The 24,824-nt window shown below is 56.4% G+C and carries 14 protein-coding genes and 1 pseudogene; 8 read left to right on the top strand and 7 right to left on the bottom strand.

Annotated features, from left to right (window positions below; genetic code table 11):
* Positions 1–16: 16 nt before the first annotated feature.
* Positions 17–1,246, top strand: a complete 1,230-nt coding sequence (gene manD / locus AC3A4M_RS11775; RefSeq protein ID WP_074702126.1) for a D-mannonate dehydratase ManD — start codon at positions 17–19, stop codon at positions 1,244–1,246.
* Positions 1,243–1,752: a gluconokinase gene (locus tag AC3A4M_RS11780; protein WP_498735904.1), complete on the top strand. Its 510-nt coding sequence runs from the start codon at positions 1,243–1,245 to the stop codon at positions 1,750–1,752. The genes manD and AC3A4M_RS11780 overlap by 4 nt, the downstream gene beginning before the upstream one ends.
* Here the strand turns inward: AC3A4M_RS11780 and AC3A4M_RS11785 are convergent.
* Positions 1,749–2,759, bottom strand: a complete 1,011-nt coding sequence (locus AC3A4M_RS11785; RefSeq protein WP_498735905.1) for a LacI family DNA-binding transcriptional regulator — start codon at positions 2,757–2,759, stop codon at positions 1,749–1,751. The two genes, AC3A4M_RS11780 and AC3A4M_RS11785, sit on opposite strands and share 4 nt — an antisense overlap.
* A 291-nt stretch (positions 2,760–3,050) precedes the next feature.
* Between AC3A4M_RS11785 and AC3A4M_RS11790 the strand changes: the two genes are divergently transcribed.
* The 4 genes from AC3A4M_RS11790 to AC3A4M_RS11805 all read left to right on the top strand — a co-directional run bounded on the left by AC3A4M_RS11790 (position 3,051) and on the right by AC3A4M_RS11805 (position 9,024).
* Complete coding sequence (locus tag AC3A4M_RS11790) at positions 3,051–4,067, top strand: TRAP transporter substrate-binding protein (RefSeq protein ID WP_498735906.1); 1,017 nt, start codon at positions 3,051–3,053, stop codon at positions 4,065–4,067.
* Between the two features lie 33 nt (positions 4,068–4,100).
* Positions 4,101–4,607 carry a TRAP transporter small permease gene (locus AC3A4M_RS11795; protein WP_498735907.1) on the top strand — a complete coding sequence of 169 codons (507 nt, stop codon included), beginning with the start codon at positions 4,101–4,103 and terminating at the stop codon, positions 4,605–4,607.
* Between the two features lie 8 nt (positions 4,608–4,615).
* Positions 4,616–5,926: a TRAP transporter large permease gene (locus tag AC3A4M_RS11800; RefSeq protein ID WP_498735908.1), complete on the top strand. Its 1,311-nt coding sequence runs from the start codon at positions 4,616–4,618 to the stop codon at positions 5,924–5,926.
* Positions 5,927–6,339: 413 nt separating this feature from the next.
* On the top strand, positions 6,340–9,024 hold the full coding sequence (locus AC3A4M_RS11805) for a GH25 family lysozyme (protein WP_498735909.1): 2,685 nt from the start codon (positions 6,340–6,342) through the stop codon (positions 9,022–9,024).
* Here AC3A4M_RS11805 and AC3A4M_RS11810 read toward each other — a convergent pair.
* The gene (locus AC3A4M_RS11810; RefSeq protein WP_498735910.1) at positions 9,021–10,358 is read right to left on the bottom strand and encodes a glycosyltransferase family 2 protein; all 1,338 of its coding nucleotides are present in this window, start codon (positions 10,356–10,358) and stop codon (positions 9,021–9,023) included. The genes AC3A4M_RS11805 and AC3A4M_RS11810 overlap by 4 nt on opposite strands.
* A 285-nt stretch (positions 10,359–10,643) precedes the next feature.
* On the opposite strand from AC3A4M_RS11810, the gene AC3A4M_RS11815 reads away from it, so the two are divergent.
* The gene (locus tag AC3A4M_RS11815; protein WP_498735911.1) at positions 10,644–11,873 is read left to right on the top strand and encodes a CDP-glycerol glycerophosphotransferase family protein; all 1,230 of its coding nucleotides are present in this window, start codon (positions 10,644–10,646) and stop codon (positions 11,871–11,873) included.
* Here the strand turns inward: AC3A4M_RS11815 and AC3A4M_RS11820 are convergent.
* Together AC3A4M_RS11820 and AC3A4M_RS11825 are read right to left on the bottom strand one after the other, a co-directional pair.
* The gene (locus tag AC3A4M_RS11820; protein WP_498735912.1) at positions 11,831–13,105 is read right to left on the bottom strand and encodes a CDP-glycerol glycerophosphotransferase family protein; all 1,275 of its coding nucleotides are present in this window, start codon (positions 13,103–13,105) and stop codon (positions 11,831–11,833) included. The genes AC3A4M_RS11815 and AC3A4M_RS11820 overlap by 43 nt on opposite strands.
* Before the next feature lie 48 nt (positions 13,106–13,153).
* A complete protein-coding gene (locus AC3A4M_RS11825) occupies positions 13,154–14,980 on the bottom strand; it encodes a glycosyltransferase (RefSeq protein WP_498735913.1) in 1,827 nt (608 codons plus the stop codon).
* A gap of 173 nt (positions 14,981–15,153) precedes the next feature.
* Between AC3A4M_RS11825 and AC3A4M_RS11830 the strand changes: the two genes are divergently transcribed.
* Positions 15,154–17,265 (top strand): acyltransferase family protein, encoded by a 2,112-nt coding sequence (locus AC3A4M_RS11830; protein WP_498735914.1) that lies wholly within the window; start codon positions 15,154–15,156, stop codon positions 17,263–17,265.
* 363 nt (positions 17,266–17,628) lie between these two features.
* Here AC3A4M_RS11830 and AC3A4M_RS11835 read toward each other — a convergent pair.
* From AC3A4M_RS11835 to AC3A4M_RS11845, 3 genes and pseudogenes are all read right to left on the bottom strand, one after another.
* Positions 17,629–18,937 (bottom strand): annotated as a pseudogene (locus tag AC3A4M_RS11835) (ISL3 family transposase).
* A gap of 294 nt (positions 18,938–19,231) precedes the next feature.
* Entirely contained in the window at positions 19,232–22,024 is a 2,793-nt protein-coding gene (locus AC3A4M_RS11840) for a glycosyltransferase (protein WP_498735915.1), read from the bottom strand.
* A 100-nt stretch (positions 22,025–22,124) separates the two neighbouring features.
* The gene (locus AC3A4M_RS11845; protein ID WP_498735916.1) at positions 22,125–24,767 is read right to left on the bottom strand and encodes a CDP-glycerol glycerophosphotransferase family protein; all 2,643 of its coding nucleotides are present in this window, start codon (positions 24,765–24,767) and stop codon (positions 22,125–22,127) included.
* Between the last annotated feature and the right edge of the window lie 57 nt (positions 24,768–24,824).

Genomic DNA, 24,824 nt, shown 5'->3' on the forward strand with positions numbered 1-24,824 from the left:
CATTGAAAGGCCTATCTTGAAGATCATTGCTGCTGATGTCATTGTGACCAGCCCCAGCCGGAACTTTGTGACGCTGAAAATCACCACGGATGACGGTGTTACCGGTCTAGGAGATGCCACTCTGAACGGCCGCGAGCTGGCCGTGGCGACTTATTTGAAGGAACACGTTGCGCAGCTGCTGATCGGCAAGGATCCGCACCGGATTGAAGACACTTGGCAGTTCCTCTACCGCAGCTCATATTGGCGCCGGGGTCCTGTCACCATGGCCGCCATCGCCGCAGTCGACATGGCTTTGTGGGACATCAAGGGCAAGGTTGCCGGGCTGCCGGTCTACCAGCTGCTGGGCGGCGCATCAAGGACGGGTCTGCGCACATACGGGCATGCTTCCGGCCGCGACATTCCCGAGTTATTCGACTCCATCCGCCAGCATTTGGAAGAAGGCTACAAGTCCATCCGTGTGCAGACGTCCGTGCCAGGGATCAAGGCACTCTACGGCGTTGCTGCCCAGGCACAGGCTACGGGTGAGCGCTATGACTTCGAACCCGCCGGCCGAGGTGCACAGCCGACCGAGGAAGACTGGGACACCCGTGCCTACCTGCGCCACCTTCCTACTGTCTTCGAAGCGGTCCGTAACGAGTTCGGCCCGGAACTGCCGCTCCTGCATGACGGCCATCACCGCATGACACCGATCCAGGCAGCCAAGCTGGGCAAGTCACTGGAGCCGTACGATTTGTTCTGGCTCGAGGACTGCACGCCCGCTGAGAACCAGGAAGCTCTCCGGTTGGTCCGCCAGCACACCACCACCCCGCTGGCGATCGGAGAAATCTTCAACACGGTCTTCGATTTCCAGACGCTGATCAAAGAACAGCTGATCGACTATGTCCGTGCGGCTTCGACCCACTTCGGCGGCATCTCTCCGCTGAAGAAGGTCATGGACTTCGCCGCCCAGTACCAGGTCAAGTCGGGTTTCCACGGCCCTACGGATGTCTCCCCGGTCGGCCTTGCAGCGCAAACCCACGTCGGACTGGCTATCCATAACTTCGGTATCCAGGAATACATGGAGCACAGCGAGAAGACCAATACGGTGTTTGAGCAGTCCATGGTCTTTGCCGACGGTTATCTGCACCCGGGCGACAAGCCCGGACTCGGCATTGAGTTGAACGAAGAAGCCGCAGCTTCCTTCCCTTACCAACAGGCCTACCTACCGTACAACCGTCTCGCCGACGGGACGGTGCACGACTGGTGACAACCTCGGGCCCCTATCATGTGGTGCTGATGGGCGTTTCCGGATCCGGAAAGTCCACCGTCGGTGAACTCCTGGCTGAGCACATCGGCGCGGAGTTCACCGACGGGGACGCCCTGCATCCGCGTGCCAATGTGGACAAGATGGAGTCGGGTCTCCCGCTCAACGATGGCGACCGCAAGCCTTGGCTCGAAAAGATCGGTGCCACTTTTGCACAGGCTCCGGGCTCGTTGGTCATTGCCTGCAGTGCCCTCAAAAAGTCCTACCGGGACCTTATCCGGGCCGCTGATTCCTCAGTAGTATTCATCCATCTCCAAGGGAGCCAAGAACTGCTCGAGGACCGAATGACTTCGCGCAGCGGACATTTTATGCCGCCCGCCTTGCTCAAGTCCCAGCTGGAAACGCTGGAACCGCTCGATGTGACGGAGCCTGGCGTCGTCCTTGACATCGCCGCTTCGCCCGCCGAGTTGGCACAGTCGGCCAAGCTATGGCTGGAAAAGACTAGCTAACGCTGGGCCCGCCTGGCCGTTGAATTACGCACAACCAATCGGGTCGGCAGGACTACCGGCTGACCCGATTGGGACTTAGCCCCCGCGGCGAATGCGAGCAGATTATTCACCGCCGTAGTGCCCAAGGCATACAGGGGTGCCGCAACGGTCGTCAGCGCGGGCGTTATCAGATCCGCGCCATAGCTGTTGTCGAAGCCCACCACACTGACATCTTCCGGCACGCTAAACCCCTGCTGCTGCAGCGCGCGGATGAATCCAATGGCCATCTGGTCGTTGTAGGCAATAACTGCCGACGTACGATGTTGAAGCCATTCGGCAGCCACATCCTCCCCGCCGCGAACCGTGGGCTGAGCCGGCGCCGTGCGCCGAACATTCAGTTCAAGCTCCAGGGCCGCTTCCCGCAGGGACCGCCAACGCATGCCGTCTGCCCAGGAGGCTTCCGGACCTGCCAGATAGGTGATGGTGTCGTGTCCGTGTTCGCCCAGATGCTCGGCGGCGCGACGGATCCCCCTGGCGTTATCGGTCACCACGCTGGCAACATCGGCAACTGCCCGGTTCATGACAATCGTCGGTTTCTGCTTGGCCATCATCCGGATGGCAGAATCCGACATACGGGAACTGGAAAGCACGATCCCGTCAACCGTGGACATGGCCCGTTCCAACGCCTGGCGTTCGCGGCGGTCAGATTCCTGGGTGTGTGCAAGGAGCATAGTGTAGCCGGCTTCGGCTGCCGCAGCTTCAGCGCCGCGGACCATCTCCGCATACACCGGGTTCCGGATGTCGGCGATGACTAACGCGATCATGGATGTGCGCGTTCCGCCAGGCTGCCCTGCTCCGTTCATCGGCTTGGACCGATAACCGAGCTTGATCGCGGCCGCAAAAATCTTCTGCGCCGTTTCATGGCTCACCCGGCCGGGCCGGGCAAAGGCCCGCGAAACCGTGGATGAGGACACGCCGGCAACCCGGGCGACGTCGTAAATAGTCGGCGTCCCCTGAATTTCACTCATACTTGTCCTCCTGCAGAACATCTTACGGGGTGGCCAAGGCAATATATGGCAACTGCTTGCCGCGCACGCTCCATTTTTGGCTGAATCATTAGAACGCATGCATGGCGCCACCTGCCATTCCGGTGCACGCACAACGAGGCGTGTGCACAGATTGGGGCGGATTCGCAGCATGCATGAAGGCGGCCATTCCACTGCGGCCAGCAGCTGGAACCGGCAGCAATGAAAACGGAAAGCCGCGGATTCTCCGCGGCTGCACACAATGCCCGCTCATCGGGCAGGAAAAGGTAAACCATGAAGGGCAACAAAGCTTTTGCAGTGATGGGGTCCGTGGCAGCGATGGCGTTGGCACTGACAGCCTGTGGTGGCGGTTCCGGCAGTGCCGACGGCGGCGCGGACGGCAAGACCATGCGACTGGCGCTCAACCAGACCGAAACCCACCCCTCTTACATCGCCCTGGACAGCTTCGGCGAACGGCTGTCGGAGTCCACCGAAGGCCGCTGGGACATCGATGTCTACGCGAACGAGACCCTCGGCGCGCAGCAGGAAGCCATCCAGTTGGTCAGCGACGGCACCGTGGAGATGGCCATCGTCTCCGGCACTCAGCTGGAAAACCTCAATGAAGACTTCCGGGTCTTCAACCTGCCTCAGGTGTTTGACGACGTTGAGCACCAGATGAAGGTTGTCGGCGACGAGGAAATCACCGGGGAGCTCTACTCGTCCCTCGAGGATCAAAAAATCACTGTCCTCGGCGGTTTCACCCAGGGAACGCGCAGCGTTTACAACACCGAGAAGCCGATTAACACCCCCGAGGACCTCGCGGGAATGAAGATCCGTGTCCAGGAGTCCGACGTCCATATGAAGATGATCGAGCTCATGGGCGGCTCCGCAACTCCGATGGCATTCGGCGAGGTTTACACCGCACTGCAGTCCGGCGTACTTGACGGTGCGGAGAACAACGAAATCTCTTACCTGACGCAGAAGCACAATGAGGTTGCCGAGTACTTCTCGAACACAAACCACCTTGTTGGCCTCGACTACCTGGTCATCAACACCGATGTGCTCGCTGAAATGTCCGAAGAGGACCGCGCTGCTTTCGAGGCCGAGTGGGATGCAGCCGTAACCGAGCACACCGAACTCTGGCTCTCCGAGACCGACGCGGCCATCAAGGAGCTTGAAGCCGCAGGAACCAAGTTCAACGACGTCGATACGGAAGCCTTCCGCACGGCCCTGCAGCCGCTCATCGACGAATACGTGACCACCGACTCCGCCAAGGCCCTGTACGAAGCCACCCGCGCCGCGGCAGAGTAATCCCCTACTCAGAGAGTCATTGAAAAAACAGCTATGCATGCCATAAAGAAATTCTTCGACAAACTGCTTGCAGTCGCCTGCGTGGTGCTGTTTGCGGTTCTCGTCGTGACGGTCGTCTGGCAGGTCTTCACGCGTCAGGTCATACAAGACCCCAGCGCATGGACCTCGGAGCTGGCCCAGTATCTGTTCGTCTGGTTGGGCCTGTTCGGCGCGGCACTGGTATTCGCCGAGCGTGGCCATATCGCCGTTGATTTCGTGGTGCGCAAGCTGCCCGAGCGCGCGGAGCGCGCGGTAGCCGTCTTTGTCCAGGTAGTCATCATGGTCTTTGCCTCGGTGATCCTTATCTGGGGCGGCTACCGCGTCTCCGTTCAGGCCTGGAGCCAGGCGCTTACCGGTCTGCCGGTTAACGTGGGCCCCTTGTACCTGGTGATGCCGATTACCGGCGTGATCATCATTTTCTATGCGATTTACCACACGATTGCCGTTCTGCGAGGCGAAGAGGAAGCCATCGCCGAAGACGACAATCCGGACGTTATCTAGGAGAGCCCGTGGAAACAGCACTACTCGCCGGGCTCATCCTTCTCATCGGGATTGCAGTCCTTATCATTCTCAGCGTGCCGATCGCCGTTGCCATCGGCGTCTCGACCGTAACTGCGATCATCGCCGTTCTCGGCTTTGACCGTGCAGTCTTGACGACCTCGCAGCAAGTGTTCGCGGGGATCAACTCCTTCACCCTGCTGGCCATCCCGTTCTTTATCTTGGCCGGCGTACTGATGAACAATGGCGGCATCGCATCCCGCCTCATTGACGCGGCCAAGGTCCTCGTAGGACGTGCACCGGGATCGCTCGCACAGACGAACATCGTTGCCAATGCGCTTTTCGGATCGGTCAGCGGGGCCGCAGTCGCCGCAGCGGCTGCCGTTGGAACCGTCATGGGTCCTCGCCAGGCCAAGGAAGGCTATGACCGCAGCTTCGCGGCCGCAGTGAACGTTGCCTCTGCACCGTCCGGAATGCTCATTCCGCCCAGCAACACGTTCATTGTCTACTCGCTGGTCAGCAGCACGTCCATCGCCGCCCTGTTCGTCGCAGGCTACGGCCCGGGTATCTTGTGGGCTCTTGCCTGCATGACAGTGGTCTATTTCTACGCGCGGAAACGTCCGGAGCTGAAGTCGACGGAAAAAGTCTCCTTCGCCGTGGCAATTCAGACGCTGCTCAAAGCAGTTCCGTCGTTGTTGATGATCGTCATCGTGATCGGCGGTATCCTCGCAGGAATCTTCACACCGACAGAGTCGGCGGCCATCGCCGTCGTCTACTGCTTGGCACTTGGTTTCATTTACAAGACGATCAAGGTCAAGGATCTTCCGGGAATTTTCCTGGACGCCACCAAGACCACCGCTATCGTGATGCTGTTGGTTGGCGTGTCCACCGCGATGTCCTGGCTGATGTCTTTCGCCCGGATCCCCGATCTGATCTCAGACAGCATTCTTGGCCTGACGGAAAACCCGACGATCATCCTGATCCTGATGATGATCATCCTGCTCATCGTCGGAACGTTCATGGACCCCACCCCGGCAATCCTGATCTTCACGCCGATCTTCCTGCCGATCGTCATGGAATTCGGCATTCACCCGGTCCACTTCGGAACCATGATCGTCTTCAACCTCTGCGTAGGAACGATCACGCCGCCGGTTGGAAACGTCCTGTTCGTCGGTGCCCGCGTGGCGGGACTGCGGATCGAACCGGTGATCCAGCGATTGGTGCCGTTCTTCATCTCGCTCATCATCGGACTGTTTGTCGTTGTGTTCGTGCCTCAGCTGAGTATGTGGCTGCCGACCGCTCTGGGGCTAGTAGCGCCGTAGCTGAATGAACCAGAATTCCGCACCAATGGGCCTCCGTTCACAATTGAGCGGAGGCCCATTTCTTTGCCTCTCCCCCTGTTACTCCTCCCGAGCAGTCTCAAAAGCACCAATATCAACTCTGGTCCCAATATTCACAGAGTGTTACCGTTTAACCGACGACGACCAAAGCTGTTGCCCTCCCGGGCAGCCATACCCCGTCGCTTGGGGAATACCGGAGTAAACCTATGCGCCCTCGCCCACAGTTCCAAGCCCCTTCAAGCTTCATGCGGATATGGGGAACCGGAATCGTCGGCCTGACCGTCTTGTCTCTTGCGGTCTCGGGGTTCATCCTCCCTCCAGCAGCCAGCGCTAACGCAACACCGCCGCCGCCGGTGATCACAAAAGAACCAACTGAGACCCATTCAACTGCTCCCGTGAGTACGTCCACGGCTTTGCCCGCAACTCAGGAAGTCCCCCAGCCCACGCCGACGGCTGCTGCGCCGGAAGGATCGAATCCGGCGGAAACGCCGGCAACTAATGAGCCCAAGGACAGCGAAGAACCAGCTCCGCTACCGTCTTTTGAATCCACCCGGAATCCGCAGCCTGCGCCCACAGCGACTGGCACTCCCGAAATCGACGCCCACATCGAAGTTCCGGTGGAAGAACTCTCGCAGAAACAGCTGAGGGAACTGCTCGAAGTGCTTCAGGGCGACCACGGTGCCCAGATGGGTCATGGACTTGCACAACGGCAGCAACGAGAGGCCGAGCTCAAGCAGCCGGAGGAGCAGGAAGAGCTCCAGGATCAGCTGGACGTCCTGGAGATCGACCGGACCAGCTCGGTGCAAGCATTGTCCGTCCCCATGGTCAACCGCAACAAGTGGAGCCCGGACGGGATCCAGGGCATTGACGTCAGCAGTCACCAGCCTGATGTCAACTGGACCACCGAATGGAACTACGGATCCCGGTTCGCCTACGTCAAAACCACCGAGGCCCTTTCCTATCAGAATCCGGAGTGGCAGGAACAGTACACCGGTTCCTACAACGTGGGCATGATCCGCGGTTCGTATCACTTCGCGATCCCAAATGTCTCGTCAGGCAAGGCCCAGGCCGACTACATGGTTAACAACGGCGGCGGCTGGTCTGCCGACGGCAAGACGCTCCCGCCCCTGCTGGACATCGAATACAACCCTTACCCGGAGCTCGGCAACACCTGCTACAATATGTCCCCGAGTGAGATGGTCGCTTGGATCAAGGATTTCTCCAATACGATCAAGGCCCGCACCGGACGGCTACCCGCCATCTACACCACGGCAGACTGGTGGGACTACTGCACAGGCAGCAGCACGGCTTTAAAGGACCATCCGCTCCATGTGGCCCATTACCCCCTGGATGGGTACACGCTGGCCGAACCGCGGCTGCCCGCAGGCTGGTCCGGCTTCGATATCTGGCAGTACAGTTCAAGCGGTCCGTTCGTCGGCGACTCGAATGTCTGGCACGGCACAATGACTCAGCTGCGCAACTTTGCAAAGAATGCCAGTGACACGGTGACTACTTCCGTCCTCAGCGCAGCCCCAGGAGATTTAAACGGGGACGGGCGAAGCGATCTCCTCTCGCGGCGTACCGATGGCACCCTTTGGTACTACCCCGGTAACGGCGCCGGCGGCTACGGCACGCCGACCCGCGTTGGCGGCGGCTGGCAGATCTACAACGCGCTGATCGGTGTAGGAAATTACGACGGCGATTCGCGCCCTGATCTTTTGGCCCGCCACAACGACGGCTCGCTGTGGTTCTACAAAGGCAAAGGCGGAGTCTCGTTCGAGCCCCGGGTCCTTGTCGGATCCTACGGTTGGAACCAGTTCAGCGATGTCATCGGTGTCGGAGATGTCAATGGCGACGCTCGCCGCGATCTGATAGCCAGACGACCCGACGGGATCGTCTATCTATATCCTGGTCTCGGTACGGGCAAAACCGCCTCAAGAATCCGGGTTGCGGACGGCTGGCAGGGCTACGATCAACTCGTCGCTCCCCAAGACTTCACGGGTGACGGCAGAGTAGACATCATCGGCAGAAAAGCTGACGGTACATTGTGGATGAGAAGCGGCACTGGCCGTGCGCCGGCGCTCAACGCTATTTTCAGTTCCGAACAAAAGATTGGGACCAGCGGATGGCAGGCATTCCAACAGATTCTTGGTGTATGGGATAACAACCGGGACGAAAAACAAGACCTTATAGGGATTTATCCTGACAAACGGATCGGCTTCTATGCAGGTACACAATTTGCTGACCCAGAAGGTTACAGACCCCGGCAGCAGACGGGCAGCCAGGATTGGTCCGAATACAATCTGGTCATCACCCCCGGAGACTTTAACGGTGATGAAAGGGCTGATCTTATCGGCAGGATGGCCGACGGATCTCTGTGGTTCATGCCTGGTAACGGCAATGGCAGCTATGGCGGCCGTACTAAAATCGGCACGGGCTGGCAACATTTCAACCACATTATAGGTGTGGGTGACTACGACAGTGATGGAAACCCCGACCTGTTAGCCCAGCGCAAGGACGATACGCTTTGGCTCTATCCCGGATCAGGCAAAGTCATTTCCGGTCAAAGCGCATTCAGGAAGTGGCACATGAATGGCGCCAACGGCTGGAACCAGTTCATGAAGCTACTCGGCTCTGGAGACCTCAACAATGATGGTCACAACGATCTGGTTGCGGTGCGTCCGGACGGGATTGCGTACCTCTATCGGGCTCCAGGGAATGGGCACCACGGGACCCGTACAAGAATCGCTTCCGATTGGGACAAGTACAATCAGCTTGCTGCTGTCAAGGATTTCACGGGGGATGGCGCGGCAGATCTCGTCGCACGCAAGCATGACGGTACCCTGTGGCTCTTAGCCGGAAGCCGGATAGCTGAAGACGGGTTTGTAGGCATCGAACGCAAAATCGGCAGTGGGGGCTGGAACATATTCCTCCAGATTCTCGGACCCGGAGATTTCAATTCCGATGCGCAGGCAGATATGCTCGGCCTTGATTCGCAGGGTTATATGTGGTTCTACGAAGGCACGCAATTCAGATCGTCAGCAGCTGTCCTCCGCCGGGCGCTGGTGGGAACTCTCTAGCGGGCGTAACCCAAGTCGAGACTGAAGTTCCCGGCACCAGTGGCATAGGCTTTCAGGCCAAATGCCAGCACGGGCAGTTGAAGACCTGCCCCCGCTGCCAAGCGCCTTTCAGGACCCAAGACCCCACGGGTCCCTACTTGAACGAATGCATCCACCACGGTATTGCCCAATGCTGTTAAGTTTTCAGGTCGGATGAGCACCCTAAAGTGGTTTGGCCCGGACTTTACTGCCGTCAGTGGAAACCGCACCTCAGTGGCTTCCCCTCGACGCCGTACCACGCATTCTGCCTGATCGTAGTTTGTCGAGCAGCTGAACCTCAGTTCAAGTTCTATCATGTCCGGATTCAGTTCGACTGCATACACCTGCACATTGGGAGACAGCGCCGGCTCGGTCACGACGAGTTCAAGGCCATTGACATCCCGTTCGCGAAGGAGCCGGCACTTGTTTCGATGATCCGCCGACAATTCTGCTTCAACTTCAGGCGCGATGAACCGCTCCAGGAAGTCGGCATGAGCGTTGACCCATCGTTTCTTCCGCCGCTTGGACAGTGAACGGAAGCGTTGCTGGTCATAGATGCGCAGACACTTGCGCTGAAAAAGGTCAAGCACCATCCGGTCGGCCCGCTCTTTAGAAGGCTCACACTCATGGATGATGTTGGCGATGTCGGCGACGGATTGGGTATAGCCCTCGGGATCGGTGCGTTGGGAACTAATGTTCATTCCATCGTTCCGCGCGCGGAGAAAATAAAAATCATAATCGCTGACTACAGATACCGTGTCTGCCAGTAGATAGCACTTCGCGATGACCATGCCGTCTTCCAACCTGACTTTGTCCTCGCGAAAACGAATAGCATGATCGTCGAGGAGACTCCGCCGGATCAATTTTTGCGGTGACAGCGACGCCAGTATCTTCCTTCGGTCCACGTCGACTTCAGTGGTTGAGAATAGTTGGGTCATGACGCCTCTGCCGTTGAGTCCGATCAGTTTCGGCACGAGCACATCAACGTCATGGGCAACTGCGAAATCTAGCATCCGGCGAAGTGATTCAGGACCCAGAACGTCATCCGCATCGCAGAAGAATATGTACGGCGCATGGCTTGCCTCTATCCCCATGTTTCGCGGTTGCCCTGGCCAGCCGCTATTCGACTGATGAATTACGCGGAAGTTGGGGTGCTGTGAAGCATGTTCATCAAGGACCAGCCCGCTGGAGTCAGTAGATCCGTCATCAACAGCGATTACCTCGTAGAGCGCTTGATCTAGATCCTGGATTGACAAGCTGACCAAGAGTTCCTGCAGGTATGGCATAGCATTGAATACAGGTAAAACGACAGTCAATTTTGCCGAGTCTGCACTGGCGCTGGGACCGCTGTCCCCAGGTTGAACCCGCGGTCTCCGGATGCGTGACTGGAGCCGCATGGCACGCCTCTTCAATATCGATAAGGCGCGGCCCGTTATCATCAAAATCCCTTCCCGGATGGTGTTGGATGATAATGCTAGTCCATAAATCATGCTCTTTTGACCATCGTTAGGACCAACGCTTCCCCTCTCGGCATGTCAAGAGGAAGCCCGGTTTCTTAGGGGAGATAATGGACAGGACCATTCTTACGAGCAGGAGCTTTTTTGTCCGCGATCCGCAAGGGACGGCGCGCCGCAGCAGCCGTCAACGCACACTTACAGGACTTTTTGGCAGATGCCAAAGTACGACGACGGCTCGCCTCGAAGTATCCAACGCTACCCGACAAAATCGATTGCATCGTTTATTTCGGAGACGGCCTGCAGAACCTGTATCAGGTTAGGCAGTGGCTAGGACCGATGGCGGACCTAGCAGAACAAATGTCCGTTGTGCTGCTAGCGCGTCGACCCCTCGCGGCCCAGAAGTTACTCCGGGATTCGTCTATCCCGGTTGTGCTGGCGAAAGGTGTGTCACAAGTAGAAGAATTCGTGCGCCAGCACGGCGTTAGGGCCATCTTCTATGTGAACAACAGCCAAGCGAATTTCACGGTACTTCGCCAAACTGATCCACTTCACATTCATCTCAGTCATGGGGAAAGTGACAAGGTTTCCATGGCTTCGAATCAACTGAAGGCCTACGACTACGTTTTCGTTGCCGCCGAAGCCGCGCGCGAGCGCATCTTGACGAGCGTGAAGCGAATGGATCCAGCAAAGCTCGTTGAAGTTGGCCGTCCGCAAATCGACCATATGCGGCTCAGCCCGTCCTCGACTGGAGACGGTAGAATCACGGTTCTTTATGCACCCACATGGGAAGGAGACCGACCCGAAATGGCGTACGGTTCCGTGCTATCACATGGCCCCGGAATTTCGCGTGCCCTGCTAAATAATCCAAACTTCCGTTTCATTTTCAGACCCCATCCTTTGACCGGTTCCCGGATTCCTCAGCAGACCCAGGCTCTACGGGAGATCACCCGTGCGGTCGAAATAGCCAATCGGACCGACCCAACGGCGGGACACTATGTCGATCGACGTCCCGATTTTTATGCTGCGATGGGAGAAGCGGACGTCGGCATCACTGATATTTCCGCAATGGCCTTCGACTGGCTATCGCAGGGTAAGCCCCTTCTCCTCACCCTGCCGGCAGAGCAACGTGCAACTGTCGAACATTCCGAATTACCTAAAGTTGTTCCCATGATTCAAGCTTCCGAAGCCGATCAGGTGCCGGAAAAAATCAGTCGGATCTGCTCCCTTCCTTTGAGCGTAGAGCAGCAGCGGCTCATTGAGAAACATTTCGGGGATATAGCACCGGGTAAAAGCAGCGACCGCTTCATAAAGGCAGTGATGGATATCGTTGCTCAGACGGAACGGTCATCGGCTGATTCCAACGGACTGCCATGAAAGTCATAGCTCTTCAATTTCGATCGGCGGTCGGCCAACAATTGGCCTATTGTTTTCACGAAAGCGGCCGTGGATTCGCCTGATCCTAAATCACCGAAATAATAGCGCCGCATCTGTTTCCGTCCTTCAGAGAAGGTATCTTTAGGCACGAGCCCCTTTATCAAGTCATTGATTCGGCTGATTGAGTTTTGGTCAATGACTAAACAGGCATCAGCCAAAGGTGTGTCCCTAGCCAACTGCGACCGATTGCTCCGCCGATCGGTTATCATCAGGGGTCGGTCCGGATGCCGGTATAGGAAGTCAAGACTTACGCTAGATACATCTGAAACAAGTGCGTCCGTGTGTTCGAACATGGCGAGAATGTTGCCCGATTCCGAAATTATATGCTGGGCTCCTGCTTCGTTTGCACGGTTGATCTTCTCCATTATGCACTGATGTGCCTCCTCAATTCCTGGCGTAGTTGAGTCGATAATTCTGGGATGGGGCTTGTAAACGACTCTTGTAGCCGGCAAAGCTAATACTGCATCCAGAATTTGAGCTCCGTAGACGTCCACTGAAGTGTAATTATTAGCGGCGTTCTCGCCCTGCCACGTTGGCGCATACATAATAGTTTGACCAGTAAAAGGTTGCAGTTGTGGGGCGAAATCCAAGTCGAGTTGAGGCCGTCCCACCATCAGAAGGTTCGAGTCGTCAAAGTCCACAAGTACAGCCTTGTGTCGGGCAACAGCTGCTGGCCCTGCCACAAGCACTTTGTCGTAAGCCTTCGCTTGATTGGAAACCATGGAAAGCTTGTCGCTTTCGCCATGGTTGATATGGACATGCATAATCCTCGAATCGCTCAATGACTGGAAATTGCTGGCCCCATTATTCACGTATAGACAAATACCGTATTCATTCTGCTCGTATAAGGCCACCAAATCCTCAAACCTGCGCACAAAAATCATTGGTAGACTGGTAGACGATCGTATTTCTCGCAGGGCAGCAACCTTTCGGAAGACCAAGAGCACTTTGTGAAAGCTGTTCAGATGTTCTAGCACTGGCAGCCATTGCTCCAACTGGTATGTCTTCGATGCTATATCCCCAAAGTAGACGATTACATCTCCCGGAACCCTCACCCCATGAATTTCATGGTTGGAGCGAATCGTCGGACGCAGGCCCAACCATTCCTTAGCACGTTTAGCCGTTGAGGATTGCAAAGCAGACGATACAATCTCCGCCAACTGTTCTCTCACAAAATACTCCGATTCAAATCTATAGACAAGGGTTAGACTTCAGGATTGTTATTTCTTCAAGCTAAGGTTTCCGTATATCGTCGTATATGGGCGAAGGACATTCGCAGTATTTCCGAAGCCGATCCTGATACTATTTATCGCATCCGATATCGATGCGTGCAAATAACAGTCAACAGCATCAGAAAACCCCTCCAAGGTAGCTGCGGTGACCGTACATGCCACATCAATGACCGGCCCATTCCGGGCTGCCATTCGCGGCGTTACGTCAATAAATCCCTTTGTGCTCCTAGAAATCAGTCTTAATACCAATTCCGGATCCTTATCCTGACGCTGGAATTCGGAACTCGACACGAAGCATCGCACTTCGAAAGACCCGTCGGAGAATCCAGTGTAGGCCTGGAGTTCAACAACTAGATCGTCCAACGATGCGGTCCTTGCCTTTTCGCTCCGCGCAGCGTCTAAAACCTCTGTCCACCGGGAAGCAACGGCTTTTTTACTGAATTTTTCGGCACGAACGTATGCGGCCGATGACATCTGTCGATGCTCGGCGGGTGTCTCCACCAGTCGCACAATGGCATCGGCTGCGCCCTCGGTATCGCCCGGAGGAACAACAATGCCGTTGATGCCGTTCTCTATCATGTCTTTCGGCCCGTACTTCATATCAAAAGCGATTGGAACGCATCCTCTGCCCATAGCTTCCATGACCGTGAGTGCCTGTCCCTCGGACTTGCTCGTAGACAAGAGCATCCCCGCCGTGTCCAACTCATCTGCAGCCCTAGGTGAGTGGCCATGAAGGGTCACACGTCCGGATAATCCCATCGATTCGATCAACGTGCGTAAGTTTCCCTCTTCCGGTCCTTCCCCGAAAATGTCCAAATACAGTCCAGGGGCTTTTTCGGACGCAACTGCCAGCGTGCGGAGCGCTGCTGGAATGTCTTTGACCGGGGTGAGCCGGCAAATCATGATAAGTCTGTTCGGGTCTCTGGACGACCACGGAGGCTCCGACGCGCTGCGTTCCCGGCTATTCGATACGGCGTAAAAGTTTGATGAACGGCCAAACCGTTCAACAGCATCGCCGCGCTGACCCTCCGTGAGGAAAACGATGCCATCCCACGAATGACGGTGCTCGAATATGGGAACATGACCGCTGGCAAGCTGTCCCGTCAACGGATTCTGTCCAGACCGAACATGCGAACTGTGAATTACAACAAACTTTTTGGCTTGTGGGTGGCGAAAGGACCATAAAAACTTAGCTGAGAATTTGCTGTCCACGATAATGTCAGTCTCGCGCTCGGCAACGAGTTCTGCCAGCCAAGCACGGTAAAACGCTCCGGCGGATCTAAATTCGGCCACAGCCTCGCCGGCTCGGTTATATAAGGTGATACGTCGATCTGCCTTTCCCTCCGGACCAATCGGATCTTTGTAGTCCCTGGCGAAAAGGGAAGCGTCTGCTCGGAAGTACTCGGTTGCTGTGACACCGCTAGCATCGGCCGCTACGGATTCGACGCTGAACACCGTACCGTCCGGGCGAAACCTTGCCGGTCGACGCACATTTAGCGGGCGTTCCGGCAAGGACCCGCTTATGGGCCGAGCCGACGGCTCGGCAGTCGAGTAATAGTCATAGATGTTCAGGATCGGGACTGCTGGATGCAGCTTGGCTGCATCGATCAAGTCGGTCCGACGTTGCGCATAAGCAGGATCCGGATTAAATGTAACGATGGCCGCACTTCGGCCCATCTCATGAAATATACCGGCCCTTCCAAGGCACATTGTCGTCATGCCTCCGAAGGTGTCGTCAATCGACCATGTCACCATTAATGTAGGCCGGCCAGTGGGGCGCAAGGGTGCGGAACCTTTGCCAATGTCCACCGTCATCTAATTCCCCCAATTTTCCTAAGTGCCGGACGCGTCCCGTCAGGCAACCTCTTTGCCAGGGCTGGTTCCTTACGACGTGCAACCATGTACAACGCACACAAGAGCCTAGATATAACTTCAGATTAACTCTAGGCCCAGAACACCCGTAGACTGTTCAACGGTAATTTGCCTCAATGCTTTTTGGAGGACCTGCCATCGCGCTCCCCACTCCCAAAGACTCAACTGCTGCCAACAAGAAACAGGTCGAGGGCACTGGATATCGTCTCGACATCCAGGGTTTGAGGGCCCTAGCCGTCGCATTTGTCGTGTCTTACCATCTCTGGCCAGAGTCATTAACAGGCGGATATGTCGGAGTTGACGTCTTCTTCGTCATCTCCGGTTTCCTGATTACCTCCCATCTTATTCGCCGCCCACCGCGAGGAGTTAGGGATCTCTGCGAGTTCTGGGGCAGGCGTATCAGACGATTGCTTCCCGCCGCATTCGTCGTATTGGTTACTACGGCCATCGTGTCCCGCATTCTGGCGCCATCCACCCAGTGGACACAGATAGCCACTGAAATCATGGCTTCGGCTCTGTATGTCCAGAATTGGGTCCTGGCCGGCAGTTCGATCGATTATCTGGCCGATGACAACGCTCCAACACCTGTCCAGCATTTTTGGTCTCTGTCAGTGGAGGAGCAGTATTATTTTCTTTGGCCAATCCTGATAATGACCGCAACTTGGGCATGTAGCCGTACAAGGGTCAGCCCCGTACGCAGCGTTCTCGGACTCGTCCTCGCCGTTATAGCTGGCTCTTTGATCACTTCAATCACAGCTACGGCCACCGAACCGGGAAGTGCCTACTTCATCACACCTACGCGAATGTGGGAACTAGCGTGTGGGGCAGCAGTTGCTCTGATTATCATAAACCTAAAACGCCTAGGGTCGGGCACTGCTACAGCCATCGCCTGGGTGGGGATAGGCGGGATCGGCTTAGCCGGAGTCACCTATACCGATCTCACCCCCTTTCCAGGTTATACAGCGCTTTTGCCGGTTCTCGGTACGGCGCTGGTTATATTTGCCAATTCGGACAGTAAGTTATCACCTACACGAATACTAAAAACGAGGCCCATCCAGTGGTTGGGTGGCGTCTCCTACTCTGTTTACCTTTGGCACTGGCCGCTCCTAGTTCTCCTCCCCTACGCCAGCGGAGGAAGCATGGGCTGGCTAGACAAACTCGTCGTCCTGTTGGCCAGCCTGGTACTGGCCGCGCTGACCAAGGTGTACGTGGAGGACAAAACCCGTGAGGCAGCCCCCTTCCTGCGGATTACCTCCACCTACAAATTTGCAGCAGTCGGCATGAGCGTGGTTGCTCTGCTGGGCTCCCTGCAACTTGCGGAAGTCAGCTTCCGAACAAACCAGGCGAGCCAACAAATGGCCCAGCTGAATGCTGGAGACCAGAAATGCCTCGGTGCATCTGTGCTGGCCGATCCAGGCTGTAGCGGCAATATGGAACTGCTGATGGATCCGGCCTTGGCCAAGCAGGACAAACCGGCTGCGTACTCAGACGGCTGCTGGAACCACCCGCCATTCGAGACCAGGATGACTTGCCAATACGGGGACGGCCCTACAAAGGTGGCCCTGGTCGGAAACTCTCACGCGGGGCACTGGCTGCCTGCACTACAGGAACTTGCCGATGAGCACAACTGGACGATTACCACGTTTCTCGCCAGTGCCTGCAACTACACGGATGCTGAAGTCACTTTCGACACTCAGGCGAAGACTGACGGCTGCCGGGAGCTAGGAAAGTGGGCCCAGGAATCCACAGCCGGGGACAAATTCGATTTGGTGGTCACCTCACAGCTCTCAATCCCCGTTGAGCAACCCGCTCAATCAGCTCCTCCGGGCGCAGCTGCCGCCGCTGGGTACAGCACCTATCTCCAACGCTGGGCGGAAAACGGAACCAACATTCTTGTCATCCGCGACACTCCATATCCCAAGGGCGCGAACATTCCTTCCATCCCGGACTGCATCGCGGAAAACGACGAGCAACCTGACGCATGCTCAGGAAAACGCCAGTCGTGGTTGAAGGCCGATCCGCTTGCTGACGCCGCTGCTCAACTCGGCATAGATAATGTCAAGGTAGCGGACTTCTCAGACCTGGTGTGCCGTCAAGACCGTTGCTACGGTGTGAATGGCGGCTTAGTCACTTACTTTGACGGCTCGCATCTCACGACGACGTACGCCCGCACCCTCTCGCCCTTTATAGAGGATGAGATCGAGTCGCTAGTGGGCGGGAAGCGCTGAACTTGCTGCTGCCGCCCCTATAGGCCCATGCGTGATAATTTACTGATACACACGCCCCGCGCCGCAGGTACACTGCCAGACGATGGCATCGGCCAGACCGCTCGCCGGGAATGCTATGCCGCCCGCCCCTGTACTACTTACCGTAGAACTGGACAAGAGCTTTTTGAATTCTGCGCCACTGCGCAGTCAGCTGCACCACCGATGGTCGTCGGGACTGGCTCTAATCTGACAGGGCTTCCTGTATCGTCACAACCGCCGCCCCCGGATCCGATTTACCGCATCCGGGCGGGGGGCTTCCGGCCGTCCTAATAAAAACGATCCGAATCCGCCTCCGCGGCTCAAAGAACAGCACGGTTGAAAGGCTCATCGGAATCGAGAGTGTAATCCAGGTCTGAATCCTCCGGCTTCGAGTAGTGATCTGGCGATGTAGTTGATTAGGTTGCGGAATCCGAGTGCTGAGCCGCGGAGGTGTTCGAGTCGCCCGTTAATCGCCTCGGTGGGGCCGTTGCTGGTCCTTGGTCGGTCGAAGAACGCCAGAATGTCCGTCGCACGGCGCTTCAGGGTTCGGCCGAGCGTGATCAGCTCTGTCAGTACGGCGGGAACCGAGCGGCTGAGGGCATGGATCACTGCTTGCATCATCTTCTTCCCGGCTTTCCTATCCGGCTCCCTGTAGGCGCTGATCATGCGTTGGTAGATGCCCCAGGTCGCTTCGACCTCAACGTGCCTGTCATCTGTGAACAAGTCCGTGAGCCGTGCGGTCTGCTTCTCGGTGAGCAGCCCGGCGCCGGTGTGCAGCGTCCTTCTGGATTTGTAGAGCGGTTCGCCCGCGCGGCCGCGGTGCCCGTGGATCTGCTGCTGGACCCGCTGCCGGGACCGGTCCAGAGCGTCGTCGGCCAAGCGGACGACATGGAAGGGATCCATCACCGGTGCCGCGTCGGGCAGCTCTTCGGCTGCGGCTGTCTTGAAGCCTGTGAACCCGTCCATGGCCACGACCTCGATCCCTTCCCCCCCCCCACCACTGCTGGGGCCGGTCGCCGAGCCACTGATTGAACACCTGTTTCGAGCGGCCCTCGACCATGTCCAGCAAGCGCGCCGATCCCGTGCCGTCCCGGATCGGTGAGGTCGATGATTACGGTGACGTATTTGTCCCCGGGCCGGGTATGACGTGCTCGTCCACGCCGATGACCCTCACGCCGTCAAAGCGGGCCGGATCATCGATGGGCACGCGCTTGCCTTCGGCCAGGACAGCGTTGTTGGCGGTATGCCAAGACACGACCAGGCCTGCCGCGATCCGGTTGACGGTAAGGTGGTTGATGACGATGCCTTCCAGCGCCCACCGCAGCCCCTGACGGGAGATTTTCGCCCGTGGCTCGGCCGCTTTGGAAGTATCTTGCCGCCACGTCCGCCCGCATCCGGTGCACCGGTAGCGACGGACGCGCACCAACAACGTCGTCGGCCGCCAGCCGAAGGGCTTATGCGCGAGTCATCGCTTCACGGTATCCCTCGGCACGCCTGGAGAACCGCACCCATGGCACCAGTCGTCCGGGTCATTCACCCGGCGCTCCAGCACCACGTACCCGGTGCGCACTTGCTGGCCGACGGCATGCAGGCCAAGTTCATCGAGACGGCAGAATGTGGTCAGGTCAGGAGCATCGAAGGTAGCGTTAGGCACGTCGAGGTCTTTCGGGTGGACAGTGTAGGAACTTCCATCATCGAAAAGTCTCGACTTTTATCCGGGGACCGAGACGTCAACGCTAGTTACACCCTCGATTCCGATGAGCCGGTTAAAAGCCGCCGGCCCCCGGGTGTGATTGACGCTAGTCTTAGGAGCGATTATTCATACCAAGGGGCTGGTGGCTGGGGATGATAGCGGCTCATCGCACCGAGGAGCAGCCTTTACCGCTCAGCGGACGGATGCTCCTCCCGATATGTCGCCTGATCTCGAATCGACGTCATTGAATCACCTTCACCATGTCTCGGGAAAGGCATCGAGCAGTTCGTCAAAATTGGTCAGGTTCCGGGGAAGGGAAGCCTCACGTGCAATGGCTTCCCAATCCAATGTCCGCACCTCGTCCGCATGAACCGATACGCGGGCGACCGCCGCACTGTCGATAACAGAGAAAAAGTCCTCAAACTTGAACTCATCGCCCATAAGTGGTTTATCGGTGATATGCAGCCATACCCAGGGCACTCCGTACGCCTGGGCGATGATCACGCCGTGAAGCGAAGTCGAAATACATACCGATGCGGAAGCAATGTCGTCGATAACGGCCGACGGTGCCGAAGCCACGTCGATAAACTTAATTGCGCTAGGTCCGGCAGTGTGGAAGTGTCCTTTATGGGCGTAATGAGGACAGACGGCAATGTGACCGGTTTCCCCTGTATCGGATGGCGTATAAAAGCGCGGCAGGAGCAGGGCGGGGTCGCCGAACACTTTAGGCACATCCCAACCGAGTTTTTGGGTCAGCTCATCATAGGTTTTCTGTCCGCGAACAGCGTGAATGCGCCGTGGCTTCCGCTCGGCCAGCCGGCGTACGGTCTCCTCCCCCATGGGAGCTATCAGGCCGGTACCCCAAACGTCCAGGCCACCGCGATCCAGATAGTTCAGCAGCGAGCCAACCGTTACCAGCGTGTTTCCGATGTGTCGCTTTCCCTTGGTGTTCACGACGGGTTTGCCAGTTATGAGCTCTACAAGCCACGGACCGATGGTGTCACCAAAATTCGGCTTGCCATCCCACCAATAGACGTTCAATGCGTGATCCGACTTCTGCGGAGCTGAGGCAGAATTACGGTTGCTCGGATGCTCTGCAACACCTACGACCATGCGTCCTTCAGCGTCCGAGGAAACCACGAGGTCTTGGTCATCGATCCAGGTTGGTGAGGGCAATTCGAGCGCATGGTCGATGCTCCCGTCATTCATCTGCAACGCAACGACTGAGGTTCCTTCTCCGAGCGGATAAGTCACTTCAAAAATGTCCGTCGAAAACCGCTGGCTGGCCAGCGCAGTTCCATTGACTGTGCTGAAAGTGGGAGGAGTGCTGGGTACAGGTGAAACATGGGTGAGGAGTGATAACCAACTCGTTTCGCCATTCCCGTCATGCCTCATACCAATGACATCCACCGCAACCGCACCCTTGTGCACAGTCCCGTCAACATCGAAAGTGAGGTTCCTATATCCGGCGTTGAAGTAGGCAATTACGGAGCGTTTTAGGCCCGCCGGAGAGGTAGCGGTGATTCCAACTTTGCTGTCCAAAACCGCATTATTATGTTTCCCGAAGCGCGTCCGTCGAGTGACGCCCCGATGCCCGACGTCGAGGAAGATCCCCCACGCACCGCTTGTCGCTCCAATGGATGCAAGGGCAGTCAGAACGTTGGTTTCGACGGAAAATTCCCTGACGCCCGTATTTCCAACTGTGTGCCAGCCCAGGAGCTGCGTCGTGACTGCAACTTCCTCGGCGGAGTCACGATTGACCAAAACCACTCGGACCGAATCAGGTGCGATCTCGATTCCAGAGAACCCAGCGTAACCTGCAATAAGAAAGCTGGAGTTTACCGCATACAGGTCCGTCAACTTGTGAGAGATCGGTGGGACCTCTACATCAACTCGCAGGCGTTCGGGTACACGCTCTTCGAGGATCGCGGGCAGGTCAACACTCACTCGCCCTTCGCTAATGGAACAGGAAACGCGTCGACCGGCCGCCTCATATTCTGCTAACGCGACAAGTGCCTCAGCTTCTCCCCTCATGAGAAGGTCGTTCTTGATCCGTCCGGCCGTCGTGCAATACTTCTCAACACCCTCGGTGTAGTATGGCGCCAGCCCTTCTTGAGCTGCGGCAATGAATTGGCGACGCTCATCTTCGGATGCCTCAAGCCACAGCTTTCCCAGAGCCGCTGGCAATGTAGACGTGAAGACGCGCCGAATCAGACGATCGCGCTTAGGTCCCGGAGTGGTGTACTGCGCCACGACTGCAGCCAGCCGTGTTGTCGTTTTGGCTTTGTCCGACAGCTTCTGCTGGCGAGACGTTATATTCTGCCCATCATCCCGCTTTCGGATATAGCAGTACACGCGGTCGGCCAGGACAGTCACCTTTGCCGCGTTCAGATACATGGCTGCGGTGAAAGGTTGATCTTCACCGATCCACTGGTCTTCTGAGAAACGCAGCGACAGCGACTCGATGAGGGATCTTCTAAAGAGCTTGATTGGGCCCAAACTATCCCAAGCATTAGTCTCGATTACATCGGCATCCATGACGGTCCGACGAAACATTTGGTCCGGTATGTGTCTCCCATTGAGACTGCCAAAACGTCCCAAGACGACATCGGACGCCTCCCTGTCAGCTATGTCAACCATCCGTGCTAAAGCATTGGGAGCAAGGACATCGTCCGAGTCGAGGAAGAACACGTATCGTCCTGCGGCTCTTTCCAAAGCAGCATTCCGGGGCGCGCTCGGACCGCCGGAATTCTCTTGATGGATCACTACGACACGCTGGTCCTCAACGGCGAGTCTATCCAAAATCGGTGCGCTTGAGTCAGTCGACCCGTCGTTCACCGCAATGACTTCCATTTGGCCTGCGGGAAGCGACTGATTGAGCGCGGATCGCACGGTTTCTTCTATGTAACGATCGGCGTTGTACACAGGAATCACAACCGATACGGCAGGTCTGATGCTGGCCATCTCAGGAGAAGCTTGCCGTCGAGCGTTACTGCGAGCGGCACCGCTCTTAACGCGGTCCAGTAGCTTGCCGGCATACTGCGGCATGGAGAATCCGTTCACTCTGTTTACTCATTTCCAATCAAAGTCATGGCAATACGCTCCAGATATCTTGTGCAGGAGGAACACAACCAAGGACCAAGGTCTGCTAAGGGGAAGGAGTCTTCACCGTCTCCGGCCGGGCCGATGGGAAACTTTTTCCGTCCGGATTGTTTCCGGCACCAATTGCCGTATAAAACATCTCTACAGCTTCGTGGTTGTATGACTCCAGATCGAATTCCGAAGCCGGCACCTTACCATCAAGGAAATCCTGCATTCCGCGCGCCAAGGCCTTGACCGAACGTTCGACAACCAAACCTGTTCCCGGAGGAACAGCGCTGGCTACAGAACCGAATGCGGTCGTAACAATGGGAAGACCCAGAATCTTGGCCTCCAGGATAACCATTGGCTGTCCTTCATAATCGCTCGACATAACAAAGCAGTCGGCCGCCGCCATGAGTCCGTACGGGTTCTGCTGCTGTCCTGCAAAAGCAACGGCTTCGGAGACACCAAACCCCGCTGCCACAGATTCCAATTCCCGCAGCAAGGGACCGTTGCCGATGAGGAGGAGCCTCGTCTCCGGATTCGCTAAATGAATCTTGCTAAAGGCTTCAATCAGTCGGGCATGGTTCTTTTCAGGAGAAAGACGCCCAACACTTACAAAGGTCTTCCCAGCGAACTCCGGTGGGAAGAACTCCTCCAGCCAAGCTTGGCGAGTGGCTTCTGCCGCAATATCGCCAGCTTTGTACTTCCTTCTAAGAGAAGCTACCAAGTCGGGAAGTTCGCTACCAACCAGTTCATCGTCGCCGGACCCGAATACATTTACTGGCTGGTAAACAGGGGAGGTCATAGTAACGATCTTATTGCCGTTGACCGTATTGACTGCAGATGTGAACTTCCCGGCGGGAGCGTATTCCGATAGATGCTCCTGGTTCAACCGACTCAGTTCGCTGGATACGGACACGAGTTTATCGAAGTGCTTATAAGTGGAAAATACTGCTTCCAAGTTCGTCTTAAGTGGCCTGTCCCCGTTGATCTCCCTTTCCGCATCGGATTTCAGGTCATTATGCAGCCATACCGTATGCTGTTTGGCTTTACCGCGCAGTAGCAGATATGTCCAAAACGGTCCGTATCCGCTAAAGTCAACAATGTAGTCGAATTCACTGTCCCCAAAACAGCGATACCACTCATCATCCCAAATAGGCTGCGGAGAGTTGACGAAATCAAGATCCCGGGGGATGCCCTCCTTAAGCATGGAACGGTATTTCTGCCGCTCCTTGAATCCCACATTCGGATAGCCCTGCCGGGGAAAAAGGCGAACACTCTTGTTAATCTGGTTTGCATTAGCCATTTTCGCCGCGTTACGGCTGTACGAGTAAAGTGCCGAGACATCGAACCGATCATGGTCGATACTGTCCAGGAGGTTCAGTACTGATGTGGTTATCCCGTTGGAAGCCATTCCTCCTAGGTAGATGAGGACTCGCTCCCGGCCGTCCCTGTGGTCTGTCAGGAGGCCCTCGCCATCACTCCGGCCATGGAACACTGCATTAATGAGCCTGGCCGTGGACTCCCCGTCTTCATGGGAGGCGTAGCGGTGACGCGCAGTGCCATAACGCTTCGTGATTTCATCCGACGTATTCGATGTAGCGTCACCGTATCGCCGGATGGCGGTGGCAAGCTCGTCCACAGTGGTGGATACCGGACCAGGCAGCTCCCCCGGTTCGGTATACAAGCCGCGGTCTGCTTTGTAACGGTTCAAATCCGGAATATGGAACAGTACCGGACGACCAGTTGCTAGGAAATCGTAAAAGATACTCGAATAATCAGTCACCAAGACGTCAGTGAGGCCTAGAACAGCGTTCGTTGGAACATCATTAGGAACTAGGTATCCGAATAGATCGGTATTTTCAACGGCCGCTTTATAAACAACTTGGTGGATTTTAAGCAGTACCCGGTAACGTGTGGGGTCGATTAGCTTTTCGAGCTCGACAATCGTGCGATGCAATGCGGCGGCATCATTGGACGGTTCGTAGAAAGAATCGCCCTTCCATGTAGGAGCATAAAGAATGATCTCGCGGCCATCGTCATGTATGCCATGCTGGGAAAGACCTTGAAATAGCCGGGTCCGTTCGCTAAAAGAAAGATTCTGACGATCGATTCTTGGATAACCCGTTTCAAGTATTGTACCGCGATACAGATTAGCCAGCTTATATCCCTGAAGATACATCTGCTTTGTCATGAAATTATTCGCAGATACAAGAAAATCTGATTGGACAAAATTACGCAGGATATTTCTTGTGTCAGGGCCGCCGTTTTCAACGTCGTACCCCATCTTCTTCAATGGCGTACCGTGCCACGTATTAACATACGTCTGGCCTGGCCGCTTGGAAAACTGCCAAGGGAAAGTCGCATTGTTAAAGAGATACTCAGAAGTGGCCAACGCTTCGAAATACTCAGTCGAGCCGTACCGAACGAAGCGGACACGCCGATTACCAGAATATTCCCGCACAGTGGCTGCATAATCGTCCAGTGAAGAAAGTACCCATATATGCTTCAGGTGCACGAAATCTGGATTATCGAGCAGTGAGCGGAATATCGCTTCCGGATTGCAAAGCATGCCGTTGCCAGAGAAGGACTCGTAGAGCACAGTCCCACTCCGGATAGGCTGCTTACGTGCTCTGGCATAGAGCTCCGATGACAGAACTTTTTTTGCCTTGCCAACGAGCTGGTCGATAGTGGCTGACTTCTTCAATATTTCCTCCGAGGATCAATGAGGTCCTCTAGTTCGCTTCGTGCATAGTGCACTGTT

The sequence above is a fragment of the Arthrobacter sp. Soil_C_60 genome, assembly GCF_057656375.1.